Origin of the sequence: Citrobacter sp. XT1-2-2 (assembly GCF_023516235.1) — a bacterium.
Taxonomy (GTDB): domain Bacteria; phylum Pseudomonadota; class Gammaproteobacteria; order Enterobacterales; family Enterobacteriaceae; genus Citrobacter; species Citrobacter werkmanii.
Genome location: NZ_CP097324.1, coordinates 1,899,162 through 1,916,163, shown reverse-complemented (window position 1 = coordinate 1,916,163; position 17,002 = coordinate 1,899,162). Strand labels below are relative to the sequence as shown.

Below are 17,002 nucleotides of genomic sequence, written 5' to 3'. Positions count from 1 at the left end.
AGCATTGAATGAGTATATCGTGATTTGCTATAGCACCGCCTATCAGACCTGACCGAATCCCATTTTTTGACAATAAAAAAGCCCGGAGAAACGCTCCGGGCCTGGCTTTAGCAGTTGGCTATTTCAGATTAATCCAGCCATTCGGTGTGGAACACACCTTCTTTATCGATGCGTTTATAAGTGTGCGCACCGAAGTAATCACGCTGGGCCTGGATCAGGTTCGCCGGCAGTACCGCAGCACGGTAGCTGTCGTAGTAGGCAACTGCAGCAGAGAAAGTCGGTACCGGAATACCATTTTGCACAGCGTAAGCCACGACATCACGCAGCGCCTGCTGGTACTCATCAGCAATGTTTTTGAAGTATGGAGCCAGCAGCAGGTTAGCGATACCCGCATTCTCCGCGTAAGCGTCGGTGATTTTCTGCAGGAACTGCGCACGAATGATGCAGCCCGCGCGGAAAATCTTCGCGATCTCGCCGTAATTCAGATCCCAGTTGTACTCGTCAGACGCAGCACGTAGCTGAGAGAAGCCCTGCGCGTAGGAGACGATTTTGCCCAGATACAGCGCGCGACGCACTTTCTCAACAAACTCAGCTTTATCGCCAGCCAGTTTGGCCTGCGGGCCGGACAGCACCTTAGATGCCGCCACGCGCTGATCTTTCAGAGAAGAGATGTAACGCGCGAATACGGACTCGGTGATCAGCGACAGGGGTTCGCCCAGATCCAGAGAGCTCTGGCTGGTCCATTTACCGGTGCCTTTGTTCGCTGCTTCGTCCAGGATCACGTCAACCAGGTATTTACCCTCTTCATCTTTTTTGGTGAAGATGTCTTTGGTAATGTCGATCAGGTAGCTGCTCAGCTCACCTTCATTCCACTCGGTGAAGGTGGTTGCCAGCTCTTCATTAGACAGGTTCAGGCCACCTTTCAGCAGAGAATAGGCTTCCGCAATCAGTTGCATATCGCCGTATTCGATACCGTTGTGAACCATCTTCACGTAATGACCCGCGCCGTCAGCGCCGATATAGGTCACGCACGGTTCACCATCTTCCGCCACTGCAGCGATTTTGGTCAGGATCGGGGCAACCAGTTCGTAGGCTTCCTTCTGACCACCAGGCATGATGGACGGGCCTTTTAGCGCCCCCTCTTCACCGCCGGATACGCCGGTACCGATGAAGTTAAAGCCTTCTGCGGACAGTTCTCGATTACGACGAATAGTGTCCTGGAAGAAGGTGTTACCACCATCAATGATGATGTCGCCCTTATCCAGATACGGCTTCAGGGAGTCGATGGCAGCATCTGTGCCTGCGCCCGCTTTCACCATTAACAGGATACGACGTGGGGTTTCAAGAGACTCGACGAACTCTTTCACTGTGTAATAAGGAACCAGTTTCTTACCCGGGTTCTCGGCAACAACTTCTTCAGTTTTTTCGCGGGAGCGGTTGAAGATGGAGACGGTATAACCGCGGCTTTCGATGTTGAGCGCCAGGTTGCGCCCCATCACTGCCATACCGACGACGCCGATCTGTTGCTTGGACATTACATACTCCTGTCAGGTGTGGTTGCCCACCGGGCTGCCCCCGGGGGGCTTAAGTGACTAACATGTTAACTCAGAGACAAAGTAAGAAGGTAGCAATTGGTGTACTGATGCTTCCTTTTGGGTAGTAATCATCCATGTCTATACGCACTCAATACGCGCCGTCTCGATGCAAAACGACCTTCACAGTCTTAAACAAAATGGCAATGTCATTCCAGAGAGTCCAGTTTTTGACATACCATGAGTCAAAATAAACGCGTGTTTCATAGTCGACATCATTTCGGCCGCTAACTTGCCACAGCCCAGTCATACCAGGTTTTGCCATCAAATAATAATCAACGTCATCACAATAACGTTCCAGTTCATCTGAAATGATAGGCCGTGGACCAACCAGGCTCATCTCACCTTTTAATACGTTGAATAACTGGGGTAACTCATCAAGGCTGGTTTTCCGAATAAAACGCCCAACAGCAGTGATGCGTGGATCATTCTTTAATTTAAAATCTTTATCCCACTCAGCTCTTGCTGCCGGATCGTTATCCAAAAGTTCTTTTAACACTTCCTGAGAGTTCATCACCATTGAGCGAAACTTGTAGCATGGGAATAATTTTCCGTTTCGCCCAACACGCTGATGCCCATAAATAGCAGGCCCGCCATCACGAGTAACTTTGTACCATAAATAAATCTTGAGCGGGGATGCAATTAGCAGAATCAATAAGGAGCAAACAATGTCGAAAGTACGTTTAAGAAAACGAGAAGTCCGCTTTGCGAGATTATTTTGTATTCTCAGCAACATAACTTCATGACTAAAAATGAAGGACATATCGGTATTATACAAAGGTAACCCACGGAAAGAAGGAACCACAGTAACTGAGCGACAATGGTGCTTTGATAACTCACGGAGCCAGTATTGTGTTTTATCGAGTTCTGTATATTCATAAGCCAGAATGTAATGAACATCACCGGTGCGATTCAGATTCCAAATTTCTTCCACATCTTTTATTACAGGTAGTGAGCTAATCTCGCAATCAACAGAATCAGTATCAAAAAATGCGATAACTTCAAAACCCATCATCTCTTCACTTTGTAGGGCACTGTATGCACCAAGTGCATTTTGGCCGCTGCCGAAAATGATAGTTGTTTTTTTCCAGATACCTAACTTATTAAGTAAATGTTTTGTAAACACACGAAATAAGGGTACCAATATCAGCGCAAATGACCAGCAAAATACCCAAACATAGCGAGAAAACTGCCATTTCGTAAATGCGATTAACGCCAAATCAAATACGGCAAAGATCACAATAGTACGAAAAATCTCTTTCAATTCATACCAGAATGGTTTGCGGTAGGTGTAATGACGCAGACGTACCCAAAACCACCCTACACATACTATAGAAAGTATGAAATGGGATATGACGCGTGTATCCAGCTGTTCCTGTGGGACAAATCGTTGTACCTCATCAAAAATCAGGTATACGCATCCCAAAGAAAACCACAAAGCCACATTAAAAAAAACCAGATCTGATATCGCTAATAAGATCTTACATAGCTGTGGATTATACTTATTATCAATATTATCCATTAACCCTCACCCTCAAAATGGGTACCAGATAACCAAGCCAGGCGTTTCTGGAAAGAAACGCCTTATGACTACTGTATTTAAACATTCTGACTAACTTGCTTTTTAATATTAGCGAGTACTGTTTCAACTAATTTATATGCCTCGTCTGGCGAGTCAGCTTCAGCGTAGCAACGTAGCTCTGGAGCGTTACCTGAAGGGCGCAAGTGGACAATATTATTATTGTTAAGTGTAATTCTCAACCCATCAGTCATATCAGTATATAGTATATGGTGATCATTTAATCCGATATACTCTAAGAATGCTTTTGGGTCCGACAGTCCAACATTTATCATCGACATGCTTGTGTTGGCACTAACATTCTGTAATCTATTAGAATGGGTGTAGCGAACAGGAAGTTTTTCAACTACTGCACTAATACCTTTATCCTTACTTCTAAAAAGAAGCATAATAGCGGGTAATACCGCATCACGCGTTGGTAACGCTTTAAGTAACTGCTGATTAACACAGATATCACTGCCTAATAAAAAACCACCATTTGCCTCAAATCCTACAATGCGATTATAGTTTTCAGATAATGTAGAAAATGCAGCTATAACATAAGGCGAACCAATTTTAGTACGCTCCACATGTTTGAAGAAATTACCTGATGAAATTGTACTATTGCAGCTTACAGGAACAGCGACAGCATCAGCGGCTAACTCAAGTGAACACAAGAGGCCTAGCAAATCCCCTCTTAGCCAGTTCCCATTTTCATCCGAGATAAGAGGACGATCACCATCCCCATCGGTAGAAAATATAGCATCTAACTGAAATTCCGCGGCCCATTTGATTGCCTTATTTCTGTCATCTTCACTCACAGCTTCCGTATCAATAGGAACAAATTCATCACTTCTGGCTAAAGTGATGACAGTAGCGCCCAAAGCGTTAAACAGTGGCTTATAGAGATCACGTCCAGCGCTTGAGTGCTCATAAATACCAATACGCTTGTTTTTCAGAAAAGGTGTTGGGAACAATGAAGTATATCGTGAAATATAATTTTCAGCTGCAACTGGAGAGACTGTCAATTCCTCAGATTCTGTCTGGCTAAATGAAGCGTCGGCATGAATAATAGAAATCTCATCATCTTTAGTTATTTCACCATCAGGCCTATAAAATTTGAGGCCATTACGATCAAAAGGAATATGGCTCCCTGTGACCATAATTGCAGGTATACCATCAGAAATAGATTGATAAGCCAAGGCTGGTGTCGGAATTACACCATAGAAAACGATATTGATGCCTTTTTCCTGTAGTGCAGCGGCACAAGCTTGGGCCATTGAGTAGCTACTCGGACGATTATCTATGGCTAGCGCGATAGTATCGAATGAGAACTGTTGTTGCATCACAGTCAAAAATGAAACTGAGAAAGCAGCACAAACCTCAGGCGAAAAATTAGTGACAAGACCGCGAGCACCGCTTGTTCCAAAAACAATTCCAGAATTATTAATAATATCTCGACTATTATAAAAACTGTTCATCAATTTCTCACTCCGAATATCCAGAACGCTGTTCCAGGCGTATGATATCATCCTCACTAAGATAAGTACCTGACTGGATTTCAATTAATTCCAATGGGATAACTCCTGGATTTTCTAGCGCATGGATGGTATTAACTGGTATAAATGTTGATTCATTTTCCGAAACTATAAAGGTTAGTTCACCCTTAGTAACGAGAGCGGTTCCTGATACGACGATCCAGTGCTCTACTCGATGCTCGTGCATTTGCGCAACAAATTTCTCACCAGGCTTAACACTTATACGTTTGACCAAGTAATTATCACCACTATCAATTACAGTATATTTTCCCCAGGGACGGAAGGTTTCCAGATGTTTTTTATGTTCGTTTCTGTTGTTCTTTTTTAGATAATCAACGACTTTTTTAACATCTTGTACTGAAGCTTTATCAGAGACTAATAACGCATCCGCAGTCTGAATGATAACTAAGTTATTTACTCCTATTGTGCTAATAAATGCACTTTCGGAGTAAATATAGTTATCTTCACTGCTATGGGCAAATACATCGCCATGCAAGACATTTCGTTGCTGATCTTTATGTGAAATATCCCAAAGTGAAGACCAAGAGCCTACATCCGACCACCCAGCATCCATAGGTACAACTACTGCGTGTTGCGTATGCTCCATTACCGCATAATCAATGGAATTACTCGGACATAAAGTAAATGACTCTTTATCAATACGGATAAAATCAAGATCCGGATTAATACGACCAACTGCTCTCTTGCAAGCATGGTATATATCAGGAGATAATTGTTTTAGTTCATTTAAGAAGCTACTTGCACGAAATAAGAACATACCACTGTTCCAATAATATTTCCCAGATTCAATATAATGACACGCAGTATTATAATCTGGTTTCTCTACAAATTCTGCGACAGCATAAGCTTGTGCATCAATGGCCTCACCTCTGCGAATATAGCCATAACCCGTTTCTGCGTGCGTAGGGACGATACCAAAAGTAACTAACTTACCGAGAGTTGCATGAGATTCAGCATGGTTAATAGCTTCAATAAATGCCTTTTCATCACGGATAACATGATCCGCAGCCAAGATTAATAATAATGGATCTTCATCATCAGTATTTTGGAGTGCACAAAAAGCAGCGAGTGCGATCGCTGGGGCAGTATTACGCCCTACAGGCTCAAGAATAATATTATTCGCAAGTTTATCAATAGCGCGAAGCTGTTCAGCAACAAGGAATCGGTGACTATCATTACAAATAACAACCGGTTCGCTAACCAAAAGTGGAGACAGTCGCTTAATGGTGTTTTGCAGCATTGAGAACTCACCCTCAACGGTCAAAAACTGTTTGGGATGATGTTCGCGTGAGAGCGGCCACAAGCGACTACCCGTGCCACCAGCCATTATTACTGGTACTAATTTTGACATTTAATTAACCACTATTAACGTTTGATAATTTGCTCTGCTTTGAAAAGATTCCACTTTTCATCTACAAAGTTCGTAAATTCTTTATTAAATCTCGAACGAGAAAATCTTTCAGCATTATCTCTGCATGCTTGAGATGTAAAAAGTGAAGAAGCCTTTTCAAACTCGCAAATTGCTGCATGTAATGAAACAACTGTCTGTTGCTTAAAGAAAATACCTGTTGGCCCTTCTGTACCTATTGGACGAACAGTTTCTAACGCACCACCTTTGCCAAATGCGATGACAGGGGTACCGCAAGCTTGAGCCTCAACAGGAATTATTCCAAAGTCCTCTTCTGCTGCAAAAACAAATGCTTTAGCATTCTGCATATGTTCCTTTAAAACAGAAAAAGGCTGGTAACCAAGCAACTTTATATTATCTTTTACCTTACTCTTTATTTTCTTCATCTCTGGCCCATCACCAATAACGACTAGTTTTTTATCTGGCATTTCGCTAAAGGCTTCAACAATAAGATCAATACGCTTATAAGGAACCATACGGGATGCTGTAAAATAATATTCTTCTTTTTTATCTTTTACTTCGAAATTCTCTACGTCAACAGGTGGGTATATTACAGAAGCTTCGCGACCATAAACCTTTTTTATTCTACGCGCAATGTATTGAGAGTTAGCGATAAAGTGATCAACCCCATGCGCGGTACGATAGTCCCAAATTCGTATTTTATGTAAAAACCACTTAGCTAACCAGCCTTTAATTCCTTTATTCAGACCAGACTCTCGAAGATACTGGTGTTGTAAATCCCATGCATATCGGATTGGCGAGTGAACATAACTTATATGCAACTGATCTGGCCCAGAAATAACGCCCTTTGCAACAGAGTGAGCGCTGCTAATGATGATGTTTGCATCAGATAAATCAAGCTGTTCAATAGCCAAAGGCATTAATGGTAAATATTTTTGGTATAATTTTTTTGCTTTTGGCAAATTTTGAATAAATGTAGTTGTTGCATGCTTTCCAAGAAAATTACTCCTTTGTTCATCTGTTAAAAAATCAACAACAGAATATAGTTCAGCCTCAGGGAAAGCATGTAATATTGCAGATGAAACCTGTTCAGAACCTGCATAGCTTAATAGCCATTCATGAACAAGAGATATTTTTGCCTCATTTAGTTTCATTGCATGCCTCTGTAAGTACCATTTCGATCTCATTAACAACGTTTTTCCAACTAAACTTCTTAGCTCGTAAAAGCCCTTCATGGACTAAATGTTCACGCAGTTTCGTATCATTAACTAATTTTGTAATCCCGTCGCTAATAGCACACACCGACACAGGATCTACAAGTATCGCAGCCTCTCCAGCCACCTCAGGTAAGGATGACGTAGTTGAAGTTAATACTGGAACACCACATGCCATCGCCTCCACTACAGGCAATCCAAATCCTTCATATAGGGAAGGAAAAACTAAGCCTAATGAACCTTTATATAACGATGGTAAGTTACTTTCGGAAACAAAACCTAAAAAATTAACACGATCACTTATCCCGTACTGCACTATTAATTTTTCTAAATCACTACTCGGATTACCTGAAAAAACGAGTTTGATTGAAGGGTCTATCTCCGCTTTGGAAAATGCAGATAAAATACGGCTTTCATTTTTATGAGTTTTCCGATTTCCTACACATAACAGATATTCATATCCTAAATCCATAGGCTGAACATCAATATTAAATTCGTCAGATACACCATTATAAACGGTAACAATTTTGTCGGGTTCAACTCCCGACCACTTTGCTATTCTTTCTTTAGAAAAATTTGAAACCGTAAATATTTTATAAGCCTGATGACAGCCCCGTTTGATTATGAATTTATAAAATAGCTTTTTAAAAAAAGACGAGTTATCATTCAAATCAAGATGATTTAAATCATGTATTGTAACTATAAATTTTTTTGAACAAAAAAGTGGTGGTATATAGCCAGGAAGTAAAATCAAATCAACTTTTCCCTGAAAAAGGATATTTACAGCAAGTCCAAGTGGGGCAAAAGGAGAAGCACATTTTTTATATATTTTTGCACATGATATTCCAGTCAATAACTTCGAGATCTCGTCTGTGAAACGACCAATCCCCCCCATGTTAGACCAACTAATATCCATCAGTATTTTTTTATTATTCATTAAATTGTACACCGCCTATTAGACAAGTTCAAAAAAGGCATTAAAGCTAAAATTGTCCAATAATATATTGAAAAAGTTGATGACGAAGGTGCAGAACTCAATGCTGCACTAATGAAGAAAGTTATCCCAAGCAGAAAATATACTCTAAAATGCGCATAACTACGATGAGTATCATATCTTCTGTCTAAAGAAAATGAAGCATAAAACTGACTTGCCATATAAAAAATATTAATAATTAAGCCAACAATTCCAGTTTCTAGTGCCATCCAGAAGAAATAGTTATCCGTATTTAATCTGTTATCTTTAACGGAAAGCATGTTTCCTGAACCTTGTGTACCTAAACCTATACCAGATGGGTGCTCTGAAAGATAACTTAAGGAATTCATTGCCATATCTATTCGTCCCTGCGTAGACCCACGTGATGTCTGCGATGAGTCTGTAAATCTGCCAACTAACGTATCTATATACTTATCAAAAATATTTGTAGATACCATTAAGATAGGAATGATTATTAAAAATAATGTAATACCACTTAGTAGCATTTTTCGGTTTGAAATCATGTAAAAAGCATAGATGATAACTGCAATAAGGATTGCCCCTCGGGTCAAAGTCATACAGATTGCAGTAAAAATAACCAAACTAGCAATCAACATCCATGCCCTTTTATATCCTTGCGAAAAGCACTCCATGCATAGTAGAACACCTAATGCCAACATATACCCGAAATTAAGAGCATCACTGAAACCACCAGTTGCTCTAATCATCCCATCATAGCTGTTAATTAAGTTTAACTGGTCTCCCGCATAGTGTTCATCATAACCAAGCAGTTTAATAAGTTCACCTTTCATTAATACATCAATGATAGCTATCACTGCTACAGTAAGCATTAACAAAATAATATAATGAACCACTTTCTCAACGTTTAAAGATTCAGAATAGCAAACTTTTAAAATTGCTAATGCAATGAAAACGGCAGGGAACAAAATATAACTTCGCCCTCCCATAATGGCTTGAACTTTGTCAGATGAAAATATAGTTAATGCTATTACCCATAAAACTAGTGCCCCCCATGCAAAAATAGTAAAAATAAGGGAAAAGTGAATTTTCTTCCTCTCAGTGAAAAAACGCATCAGCACCAACACTACAAAAAGTGCATTCAGTACATCCCTAAGAATTGCTCCGGGAGGAAATGGTAATACACCAACCATCCACGAGCTAATGTATGGAGAGAATAAGTTGACACTTAATATCGCAGCATAGAATATATTCATATAACTACTATTTTTAATTTAGAGAGTTTAAATACCAAGACGCGGAGTGCCGCCATTTTTGCTACGAATATATTTAATCAACGCATCATAACCTTTTCGTTTTAATACATATCCCAAAATAGCATGAATATAAAACAACTTTTCATTAGCAAAACCGATTTTTCGGAAATCATTAATCATTTTTAAATATGTAGTTAATGGTAAATCAAGTTGATCTCGAATGTAAGGATAAAAATAGTTTGCTAAATCCCTTTTAATACCAGCATAGACACCATTAATTTTTGTTGTATTTTCTATATGTTTTGCTATGAGGAGAAGTCCTTCAACCATATGTATCCGCCCCTCAGGTTTATAACCACCTGGGGTGAAAATACCTTTTTCAGTTCCTGCATTACCAAAATCAGGAGCTTCTGTATCTCTTGACAAAGTAATTACATCACTAAAATAGTATCCTTGACCTTCAGCCATAAGCATTCCAGCCAGATACATTTGATAATATAATCGGCCATCAAAAATATCACAGGATAATCTATTTGCTTTCTCGGCATTCACTATAAAACCAGAAATAACACCAACTCTACGGAAGAAAAATTTAATAGCATCTATGCCTGGTTGGAATAATGTATCCTCAGTTAAATGGCGAACGGTATCGCATAATTCATTTGGATTTTCTTTAAACCAACCATACGCCCGCGTTGCCAATACAATATCAGGATTTGCCTTCAAGACAGTAACGATCTTAGATAAAGCTCCATCAGCTAACAGATCATCATTGCCCATGATCATGCAATATTTGCCAGTAGCAGAACTAATGCAATTTTTTAAATTTCTATCATACCCTAAATTGTCTTTGTTCAGATTAATATTAAGGTTAGCTTTATTGTTTTTTATCTTATATTTTTCAATAATAGACTTTATTTCATCTCTTTGTGGAGATTTGTCTTCACAAATAATAACTTCGAAGTCTGTATTATTAGTAGCATAGTCTTGATTGTATATGCTATCCAATAAGGGCTCTAAAAATTCTGCACGGTTATAGGAAGGTATGCAAATACTGATAAAAACATTCATTTTAAAAAACCTTTAATACTTTGGCAGGAACTCCACCAATTAAACATGGCTTATCAACTTTCAAATCTTTGACTACTGCATTAGCTGCAATTACACAACCACCACAAATTTCACTGCCAGCTAAAATTACTGCATTATCTCCAATCCAACAACAGCTCCCAATTTTAATAGGAGCAATATCACCTAACATTTTATTAGCTGGTGGTGCTAGTCCCGAACAGCCAGTTTTATAGCTACCATGGCTATGATCTCCTATGTAGACTTTGCTTCCTATTAATATGTCATTTTCTAAAATTAAAGACGATACACAAGAAATATGAACGTTGTCACTTGCACATAAACGCTCACCTATATGTAAGCAAGGTTCAAATTTTTCACCAGCGTAATCATATACAGCTTCAATCCAGCAGTTATCACCAATACGCATACTACCCCATTTGGGCCACCCATTATTTTTTTTGATGTAAGGTCTAACTTTAAATTTAAAATTTCTTCCAACCATTTCGAAATCGTATCCAGTAAGCATAGTAAAAAACTTTGCTTTAAGTTTCCGCCTAACTTTGCTCAACAACGATATAATATGAAATAATTGTAATCTTACACTATAGCCAAACATTAAATAGTCCTATAGCTAGTCGCATAGTTTAATTAATAGAAATTGAAGAGTCACTCATTGACTTTACATCAATTTATCTATCTGTAGCTGGTTGAGATTTATAAGACTCAAACCACACAGCCTCTCATTTTGAAAACTATACAATTGTATATTTATCACAGATATTGGATTCACCATAATAAATTATTAGGAGTATTTTTCATTTTTGCATTAAAACCATTTTTATAATCAATTTTATTTTTCTAAGTAATGGCACCATGTTAGGATACTTGTAGAAAAATCTTAGCCCATATTTATAAGGAGCCAGATCAATAAATGCACTATCGCAATCTTTTAAATAATTTTTTGTATCGAAGTTCTTAGTTTTATCTTCATCACCTATAAAGTTAAGTAGAAAGAAGCATGCCGATGTTCGAATTTTCTTACTTACACTGTTTTTTCTAGGATAAAATATATCAAAGATCGTCGCAAGATTATAGGAAAATACCTTGTATAGATGATACCCTCCAGAATTATCCGCTTCAGCCACAATTATATTATTGTGTATAACAGCAAAATCAGCTCCATGTTTAAGTAATGATAATTGCCATGTTAAATGCATGAGATATTTTCCAGAGATTCGAGGACTGAAAATGCTAACATCCCTAATAAGTTTATCAGTTCTCTTGCATATCATCCCAGAAATAAAAGTAAACATAATTTTTACATCTGAAATAAAATCCACATCATTTGAGTAAAATGATACCCTTGTGTCAATATCATGTCTCAATGCCGTCTTTGCTGCTGAACCTACATGAATCATATCTAACGACGGATGAGACTTTATTATCGACAAAACTTTAGAAACCCCCCCCTTAACAATTAGATCATCGTCTCCAATCATCCAAAGATATTTTCCATTTGATAACTCGAAACATTTTTTGAAATTACCATCCATTCCTAAGTTTTTTTGATTAAGATGATAAGTACAGTTTTTTATTTTGTCCGAGTAACTCTTGGCTATTGTTGCTGTTTCATCTACTGATGCATTATCACAAATGATAACTTCAAGTTCGTCACAGCAATAGTTATCCTGTTGAATTATGCTATCAAGCAAACGAGCTAAGCATGAAGAACGGTTATATGTTGGAATTGCAATAGTCAGAAGAGGTCTATTACTCATAAGTACTCTTAAATTTTCTAAATATCATATAAGTTTGTGGAATAAAATATCCCCATGTCAACACTGCAAACATTAACATGTAGAACCCAGAATATCCTGAATACGCTATAAACCACATTGTAGTTATAGTCAGTAGTGCCATAATGCATGACGCCAATGTCATTTTTTCAGTTTTATGGGCCCTTATATAGGTCGCACCGCAGGCTACAAGGTGGTTGCCAATAATTGCTACAGATAGAAAGAAGAAATCCTGTAATTCAAGGAATCTCTCTACAATGTTTGAACCAGATAATTTCAATAGCCATAGAGAAATGTACACACCAGCTAAACCAGCAAGAACAAAAAGGGTGGATTGCATTACTGCATTTTTAAAAGATTTACTCAGTTCTGCCTGCTGCTTGCTGGAAACCATTACTCCCCATCTTGGATATTTAGTAGATATCCAAGCCAAGCCTGTAGCCATCACCATATTGCATAATGTTAAAGACATCCCCAGTTGCCCTGCATAGGCGGCCCCAAAATACTTAAATGCAATTGGAGTCATTGCAAAATAGATAAAATACCCAGATATCCAACTCAGGGCAATTCGCCATTGCATAGGAAATATCTCATGCCTCCATGAAATCCCCTCCAAAATACATTCACTTTTACGCTTAAAAGATTGAATGAAAATATTTTTAAAATGCTTATATGAAAAGATAGAGAATATAATAGTACCAGCGAGAGCTATTGCAGAAGTAGCATACAGTCCAAAACCACAAACTAGAAAGCTTACAGCCAATATACCAGCTAACAGAGATTGGTACATTCTCATTTTATTTACATCGGCAACTAAACCAGTACCCTCAGCGACAGAAATAACTGAAACAAGAAAAATATTCAAAGCTGTTGCTATTGTTAATAATAGCCATGCCCCCTGCCAATGCACTCCCAAGTCATTTTCTTGCGTAAAAAATATATAACCAACGGGCCCTACTACTAATAGTATTAACAATGCTATTGCTGCATACCATTTTATTGCCAACTGAAATAGTGAGAGATAGCGTTTTTTATTTAAACTTTCGCCAATAATATTTTTTTCAGAAAAATCATATTTTAGACCTGACATTTCATGACTAGCGAATTGTATTATTACCGTTGACAATCCCAATTCAAAAATTATTTGCAATGCCACTACTGAATTAAATGTATAATAGTAGCCCTGTGTATCTTTAGATAAATAGTGCGATATCAGCAGTATCAGCAACAGTCCTGTTAAAACAGATATTACTTTACCAAAAATGACATAGCGAATTGCTTTATCTACACCCAATATTCTGATAATACGATTCATTGACCTTTCGTTCTCAACATTTTTTTCATACCATCATAAAGGGAAAAATCGGCACTCCATCCCAATCGATTCAAAAAAGAAGTATCTGCGTGAGACTCCATAATTTCATCATTACGCATCGTAATTGCTCCATAATTTATCTTGCTAATGCTATTTAGTTCTTTTTTTATTATCTCAAACACTTCTTTTAATTCAACCGATCGTCCAGTACCTACTTCAACATCATAATGCCCGGGATTAAATCCTTCTTTTAGAATTTTCAAATATGCCGAAACAACGTCATCTATATAAATGAAATCTCTTTTTTGCTTCGCGATTGTACAATCAATATCTTCGTTATTCTTCATTTTATTAATAATATAAGGAATCAGCTTACCTGCTTTGTCCTCTTCACCATATACATGTTCCAAGCGTAGGTTTATAAAACAAACGTCCGGATTTTCCTCTACATATATTTTAGAAAGTTCAATAAAGTGTCTTTTAGATGCCATATATGACCGCATATATCCATACTGCCTCTCATACTTTCCAAAAAAAGAGTCAGTGGAAATGAAAAATTTAGATTTTAGAGTTGGCAGTAGTTCAAGCAACCTTGTAGGCAACAGTACATTACATTTATATTGTTCCAATATAGATGTTCCATCCCGACCATAATCTGTTGCAATGTGTATTATTGCATAAATATTTTCAGGAAATTCACTTTTTTTTTCTATATCAGATATATTTACCCATTTAATCAAGGCATTAACAATCGTTGGCTCCGTAGTAGGACGCTTTAATGCAATAATGCTATAACCTTCCTTTATTAGACTCAGTAGCAGATGGGTACCTACAAAGCTAGTAGCACCTGTCATTAAGATTTTCTTATTCACATTAAGCGCCCTATATTAATAATTAGAAATTCAAACCAAAGAATTCTTCAAACTTATTAACCACATAATCTAAGTGTTCATTAGTCAGTCCTGGATAAATACCAATCCAGAAGGTTTGATTCATTATGCGGTCTGTATTTGTTAATTCACCCACTACTCGATACTTCACATTCGCGAAATACGGTTGACGAGTCAGATTACCTGCGAATAACAGACGGGTACCGATTTTGGCTTCATCAAGAAACTTCACTAAATCGATACGTTCAACACCGCTAGTTTCTTTAAGTGTTATAGGGAAACCGAACCAGGAGGGGTCAGATTTCGCTGTGGCTTCCGGCAACTCAAGAAACTCAGCACAGGATTGTAAACCTTGCTTAAGATATACAAAGTTCTCTTTGCGCTTTTGCACAAACTCTTCAACGCGCTCTAGCTGTGCCAGGCCACATGCAGCCTGCATATCCGTAATCTTCAGGTTATAACCCAAATGAGAATAGGTGTATTTGTGATCGTATCCGAACGGCAGAGAACCAAGTTGCTGACCAAAACGTTTCCCGCAGGTATTATCACAACCTGGCGCGCAGTAACAATCACGCCCCCAGTCGCGGAAAGACTCAATCAATTTCTTTAACTCACCCGATTTAGTGAAGACAGCCCCCCCCTCTCCCATCGTGATATGGTGGGCCGGATAGAAACTCACAGTCCCAATATCACCGAATGTACCTACCATCTGGCCATCATACGTCGAGCCAAGTGCATCACAGCAATCTTCGATTAACCAAAGATTATACTTATCTGCAATACGGCGAACTTCAGTTAAATCAAACGTGTTACCCAATGTGTGCGCGATCATAATCGCTTTTGATTTTTCACTAACAGCGGCTTCAATAAGAGAAGCATCAACATTATAAGTTGGGATATCTACATCAACAAAAACTGGAATCAATCCGTTCTGGATTGCTGGGTTAACAGTTGTGGGAAATCCTGCTGCGACAGTAATAACTTCATCACCTGGCTTCAGTGCACGGTTGCCTAATTTTGGTGAGGTCAATGCAGTTAACGCTAACAAGTTTGCTGACGAGCCTGAAGTGGTTGTTAATACGTGAGGCACGCCAATAAACTCACCGAGTTTCTTTTCGAAAGCATCATTAAAACGCCCCGTGGTAAGCCATCCATCTAAAGATGCTTCAACCATCAGCTGCAATTCTTTGGCGCCGATGACCTTTCCTGAAGGTGGTACAACACTCACACCTGCATTAAAAGGTTTTGGGCTTAACGCCTCATCGGCATACTCGGCAACGAGTTTGGAAATTTGTTCACGCAGGTTTTTTGCTGTCATTGCTATAATTCCTGTACTTATCTATTTTAGCTAAAAGTAGTAGTGGTCATGTAATCATGAATTTCACGTTTCGAATATTCCAGCATATCCGAGCCGATTATCCATGCTTTGTGCCATTTAACAATACGACCAAGTGTTTCAACTAGCGCCCATCGAGGGTGCCAACCTAATTGCATATGCGCTTTTGAGCAGTCCAGTTTGAGATAGTGTGCCTCATGTGGATGATCCTCGCCATCCAACAACCAACTCGCCCCCTCTCCCCACAACGTAACCATCTTATCGACAATAAACTCAACCGTTTTAGCATCCTCTTCACGAGGGCCAAAATTCCAACCTTCTGAGTATTTCACACCGTCAGTGTAGAGTTTTTGTGCAACCACGATATATCCTGAAAGTGGTTCAAGTACGTGTTGCCATGGCCGGATGGAGTGAGGGTTACGAATAACAACCTGCTGGTCATTCTCAAAAGAACGCAAAATATCGGGAATCAGACGATCTTCCGCCCAATCACCACCACCAATAACGTTTCCTGCTCTAACTGAAGCAAGGCCAACACCATGGTGAGCATAATTTTGAGGATTAAAAAACGAACGACGAAATGCAGAAGCAACTAATTCAGCACATCCTTTGCTATTAGAGTATGGATCATAGCCGCCCATAGCTTCGTTTTCGCGGTAACCCCAAACCCATTCACGATTTTCATAGCATTTATCGCTGGTGATATTAACTACAGCCTTTATGCCACCAACTTGTTTTACCGCTTCAAGTAAATGCACTGTACCCATGACATTCGTTGAATAAGTTTCAATAGGCTCTTTGTAAGACAGTCTGACAAGAGGTTGTGCTGCCATATGGAAAATAATTTCTGGCTTAAAAGATGCTATTGAGCCACGTAATTTTTCAAAATCACGAATATCACCTATTTCCGACTCCATCAGCGAACTGATATTGGCAATGTCAAATAAACTTGGGGTTGTGGGGGCATCAAGGGAATACCCTTTTAGCGTTGCGCCCATTTCACTTAGCCAAAGAGAAAGCCACCCCCCCTTAAACCCCGTATGACCGGTAATAAATACACGCTTGCCCTGCCAGAAGCTCTTATCAATCATGAT

Annotated in this window: 14 protein-coding genes; all 14 read right to left on the bottom strand. The window is 38.9% G+C overall.

Translation table 11 applies throughout. The annotated features are described in order from the left end of the window. Positions 1-128: 128 nt before the first annotated feature. Positions 129-1,535 carry an NADP-dependent phosphogluconate dehydrogenase gene (gene gndA / locus M4I31_RS08930; protein WP_069323513.1) on the bottom strand — a complete coding sequence of 469 codons (1,407 nt, stop codon included), beginning with the start codon at positions 1,533-1,535 and terminating at the stop codon, positions 129-131. Between the two features lie 148 nt (positions 1,536-1,683). Continuing rightward, positions 1,684-3,114 carry an undecaprenyl-phosphate galactose phosphotransferase gene (locus M4I31_RS08925; RefSeq protein ID WP_250856866.1) on the bottom strand — a complete coding sequence of 477 codons (1,431 nt, stop codon included), beginning with the start codon at positions 3,112-3,114 and terminating at the stop codon, positions 1,684-1,686. A 77-nt stretch (positions 3,115-3,191) separates the two neighbouring features. After that, positions 3,192-4,631 carry a phosphomannomutase gene (locus tag M4I31_RS08920; RefSeq protein ID WP_085047949.1) on the bottom strand — a complete coding sequence of 480 codons (1,440 nt, stop codon included), beginning with the start codon at positions 4,629-4,631 and terminating at the stop codon, positions 3,192-3,194. 7 nt (positions 4,632-4,638) lie between these two features. Then, positions 4,639-6,060, bottom strand: coding sequence for a mannose-1-phosphate guanylyltransferase/mannose-6-phosphate isomerase (locus M4I31_RS08915; RefSeq protein WP_085047948.1), 1,422 nt, complete (start codon positions 6,058-6,060; stop codon positions 4,639-4,641). A 14-nt stretch (positions 6,061-6,074) separates the two neighbouring features. Continuing rightward, positions 6,075-7,232: a glycosyltransferase family 4 protein gene (locus M4I31_RS08910; protein WP_085047947.1), complete on the bottom strand. Its 1,158-nt coding sequence runs from the start codon at positions 7,230-7,232 to the stop codon at positions 6,075-6,077. Beyond that, positions 7,219-8,229 carry a glycosyltransferase family 1 protein gene (locus tag M4I31_RS08905; protein WP_085047946.1) on the bottom strand — a complete coding sequence of 337 codons (1,011 nt, stop codon included), beginning with the start codon at positions 8,227-8,229 and terminating at the stop codon, positions 7,219-7,221. Before M4I31_RS08905 ends, M4I31_RS08910 begins: the two co-directional genes overlap by 14 nt. Next, on the bottom strand, positions 8,229-9,500 hold the full coding sequence (locus M4I31_RS08900) for an O-antigen ligase (protein WP_286517108.1): 1,272 nt from the start codon (positions 9,498-9,500) through the stop codon (positions 8,229-8,231). Before M4I31_RS08900 ends, M4I31_RS08905 begins: the two co-directional genes overlap by 1 nt. A gap of 27 nt (positions 9,501-9,527) precedes the next feature. Further along, a complete protein-coding gene (locus M4I31_RS08895) occupies positions 9,528-10,571 on the bottom strand; it encodes a glycosyltransferase family A protein (protein ID WP_085047945.1) in 1,044 nt (347 codons plus the stop codon). A 1-nt stretch (position 10,572) separates the two neighbouring features. After that, the gene (locus tag M4I31_RS08890; RefSeq protein ID WP_085047944.1) at positions 10,573-11,187 is read right to left on the bottom strand and encodes a transferase; all 615 of its coding nucleotides are present in this window, start codon (positions 11,185-11,187) and stop codon (positions 10,573-10,575) included. Between the two features lie 199 nt (positions 11,188-11,386). Continuing rightward, on the bottom strand, positions 11,387-12,349 hold the full coding sequence (locus M4I31_RS08885; protein WP_085047943.1) for a glycosyltransferase family 2 protein: 963 nt from the start codon (positions 12,347-12,349) through the stop codon (positions 11,387-11,389). Further along, entirely contained in the window at positions 12,342-13,682 is a 1,341-nt protein-coding gene (locus M4I31_RS08880; RefSeq protein WP_085047942.1) for a hypothetical protein, read from the bottom strand. The genes M4I31_RS08885 and M4I31_RS08880 overlap by 8 nt, the downstream gene beginning before the upstream one ends. After that, a complete protein-coding gene (gene rfbJ / locus M4I31_RS08875; protein ID WP_085047941.1) occupies positions 13,679-14,536 on the bottom strand; it encodes a CDP-abequose synthase in 858 nt (285 codons plus the stop codon). The genes M4I31_RS08880 and rfbJ overlap by 4 nt, the downstream gene beginning before the upstream one ends. 40 nt (positions 14,537-14,576) lie before the next feature. Beyond that, positions 14,577-15,890 (bottom strand): lipopolysaccharide biosynthesis protein RfbH, encoded by a 1,314-nt coding sequence (rfbH, locus tag M4I31_RS08870; protein WP_085047940.1) that lies wholly within the window; start codon positions 15,888-15,890, stop codon positions 14,577-14,579. A gap of 26 nt (positions 15,891-15,916) precedes the next feature. Continuing rightward, positions 15,917-16,999: a CDP-glucose 4,6-dehydratase gene (gene rfbG / locus M4I31_RS08865; RefSeq protein ID WP_085047939.1), complete on the bottom strand. Its 1,083-nt coding sequence runs from the start codon at positions 16,997-16,999 to the stop codon at positions 15,917-15,919. Between the last annotated feature and the right edge of the window lie 3 nt (positions 17,000-17,002).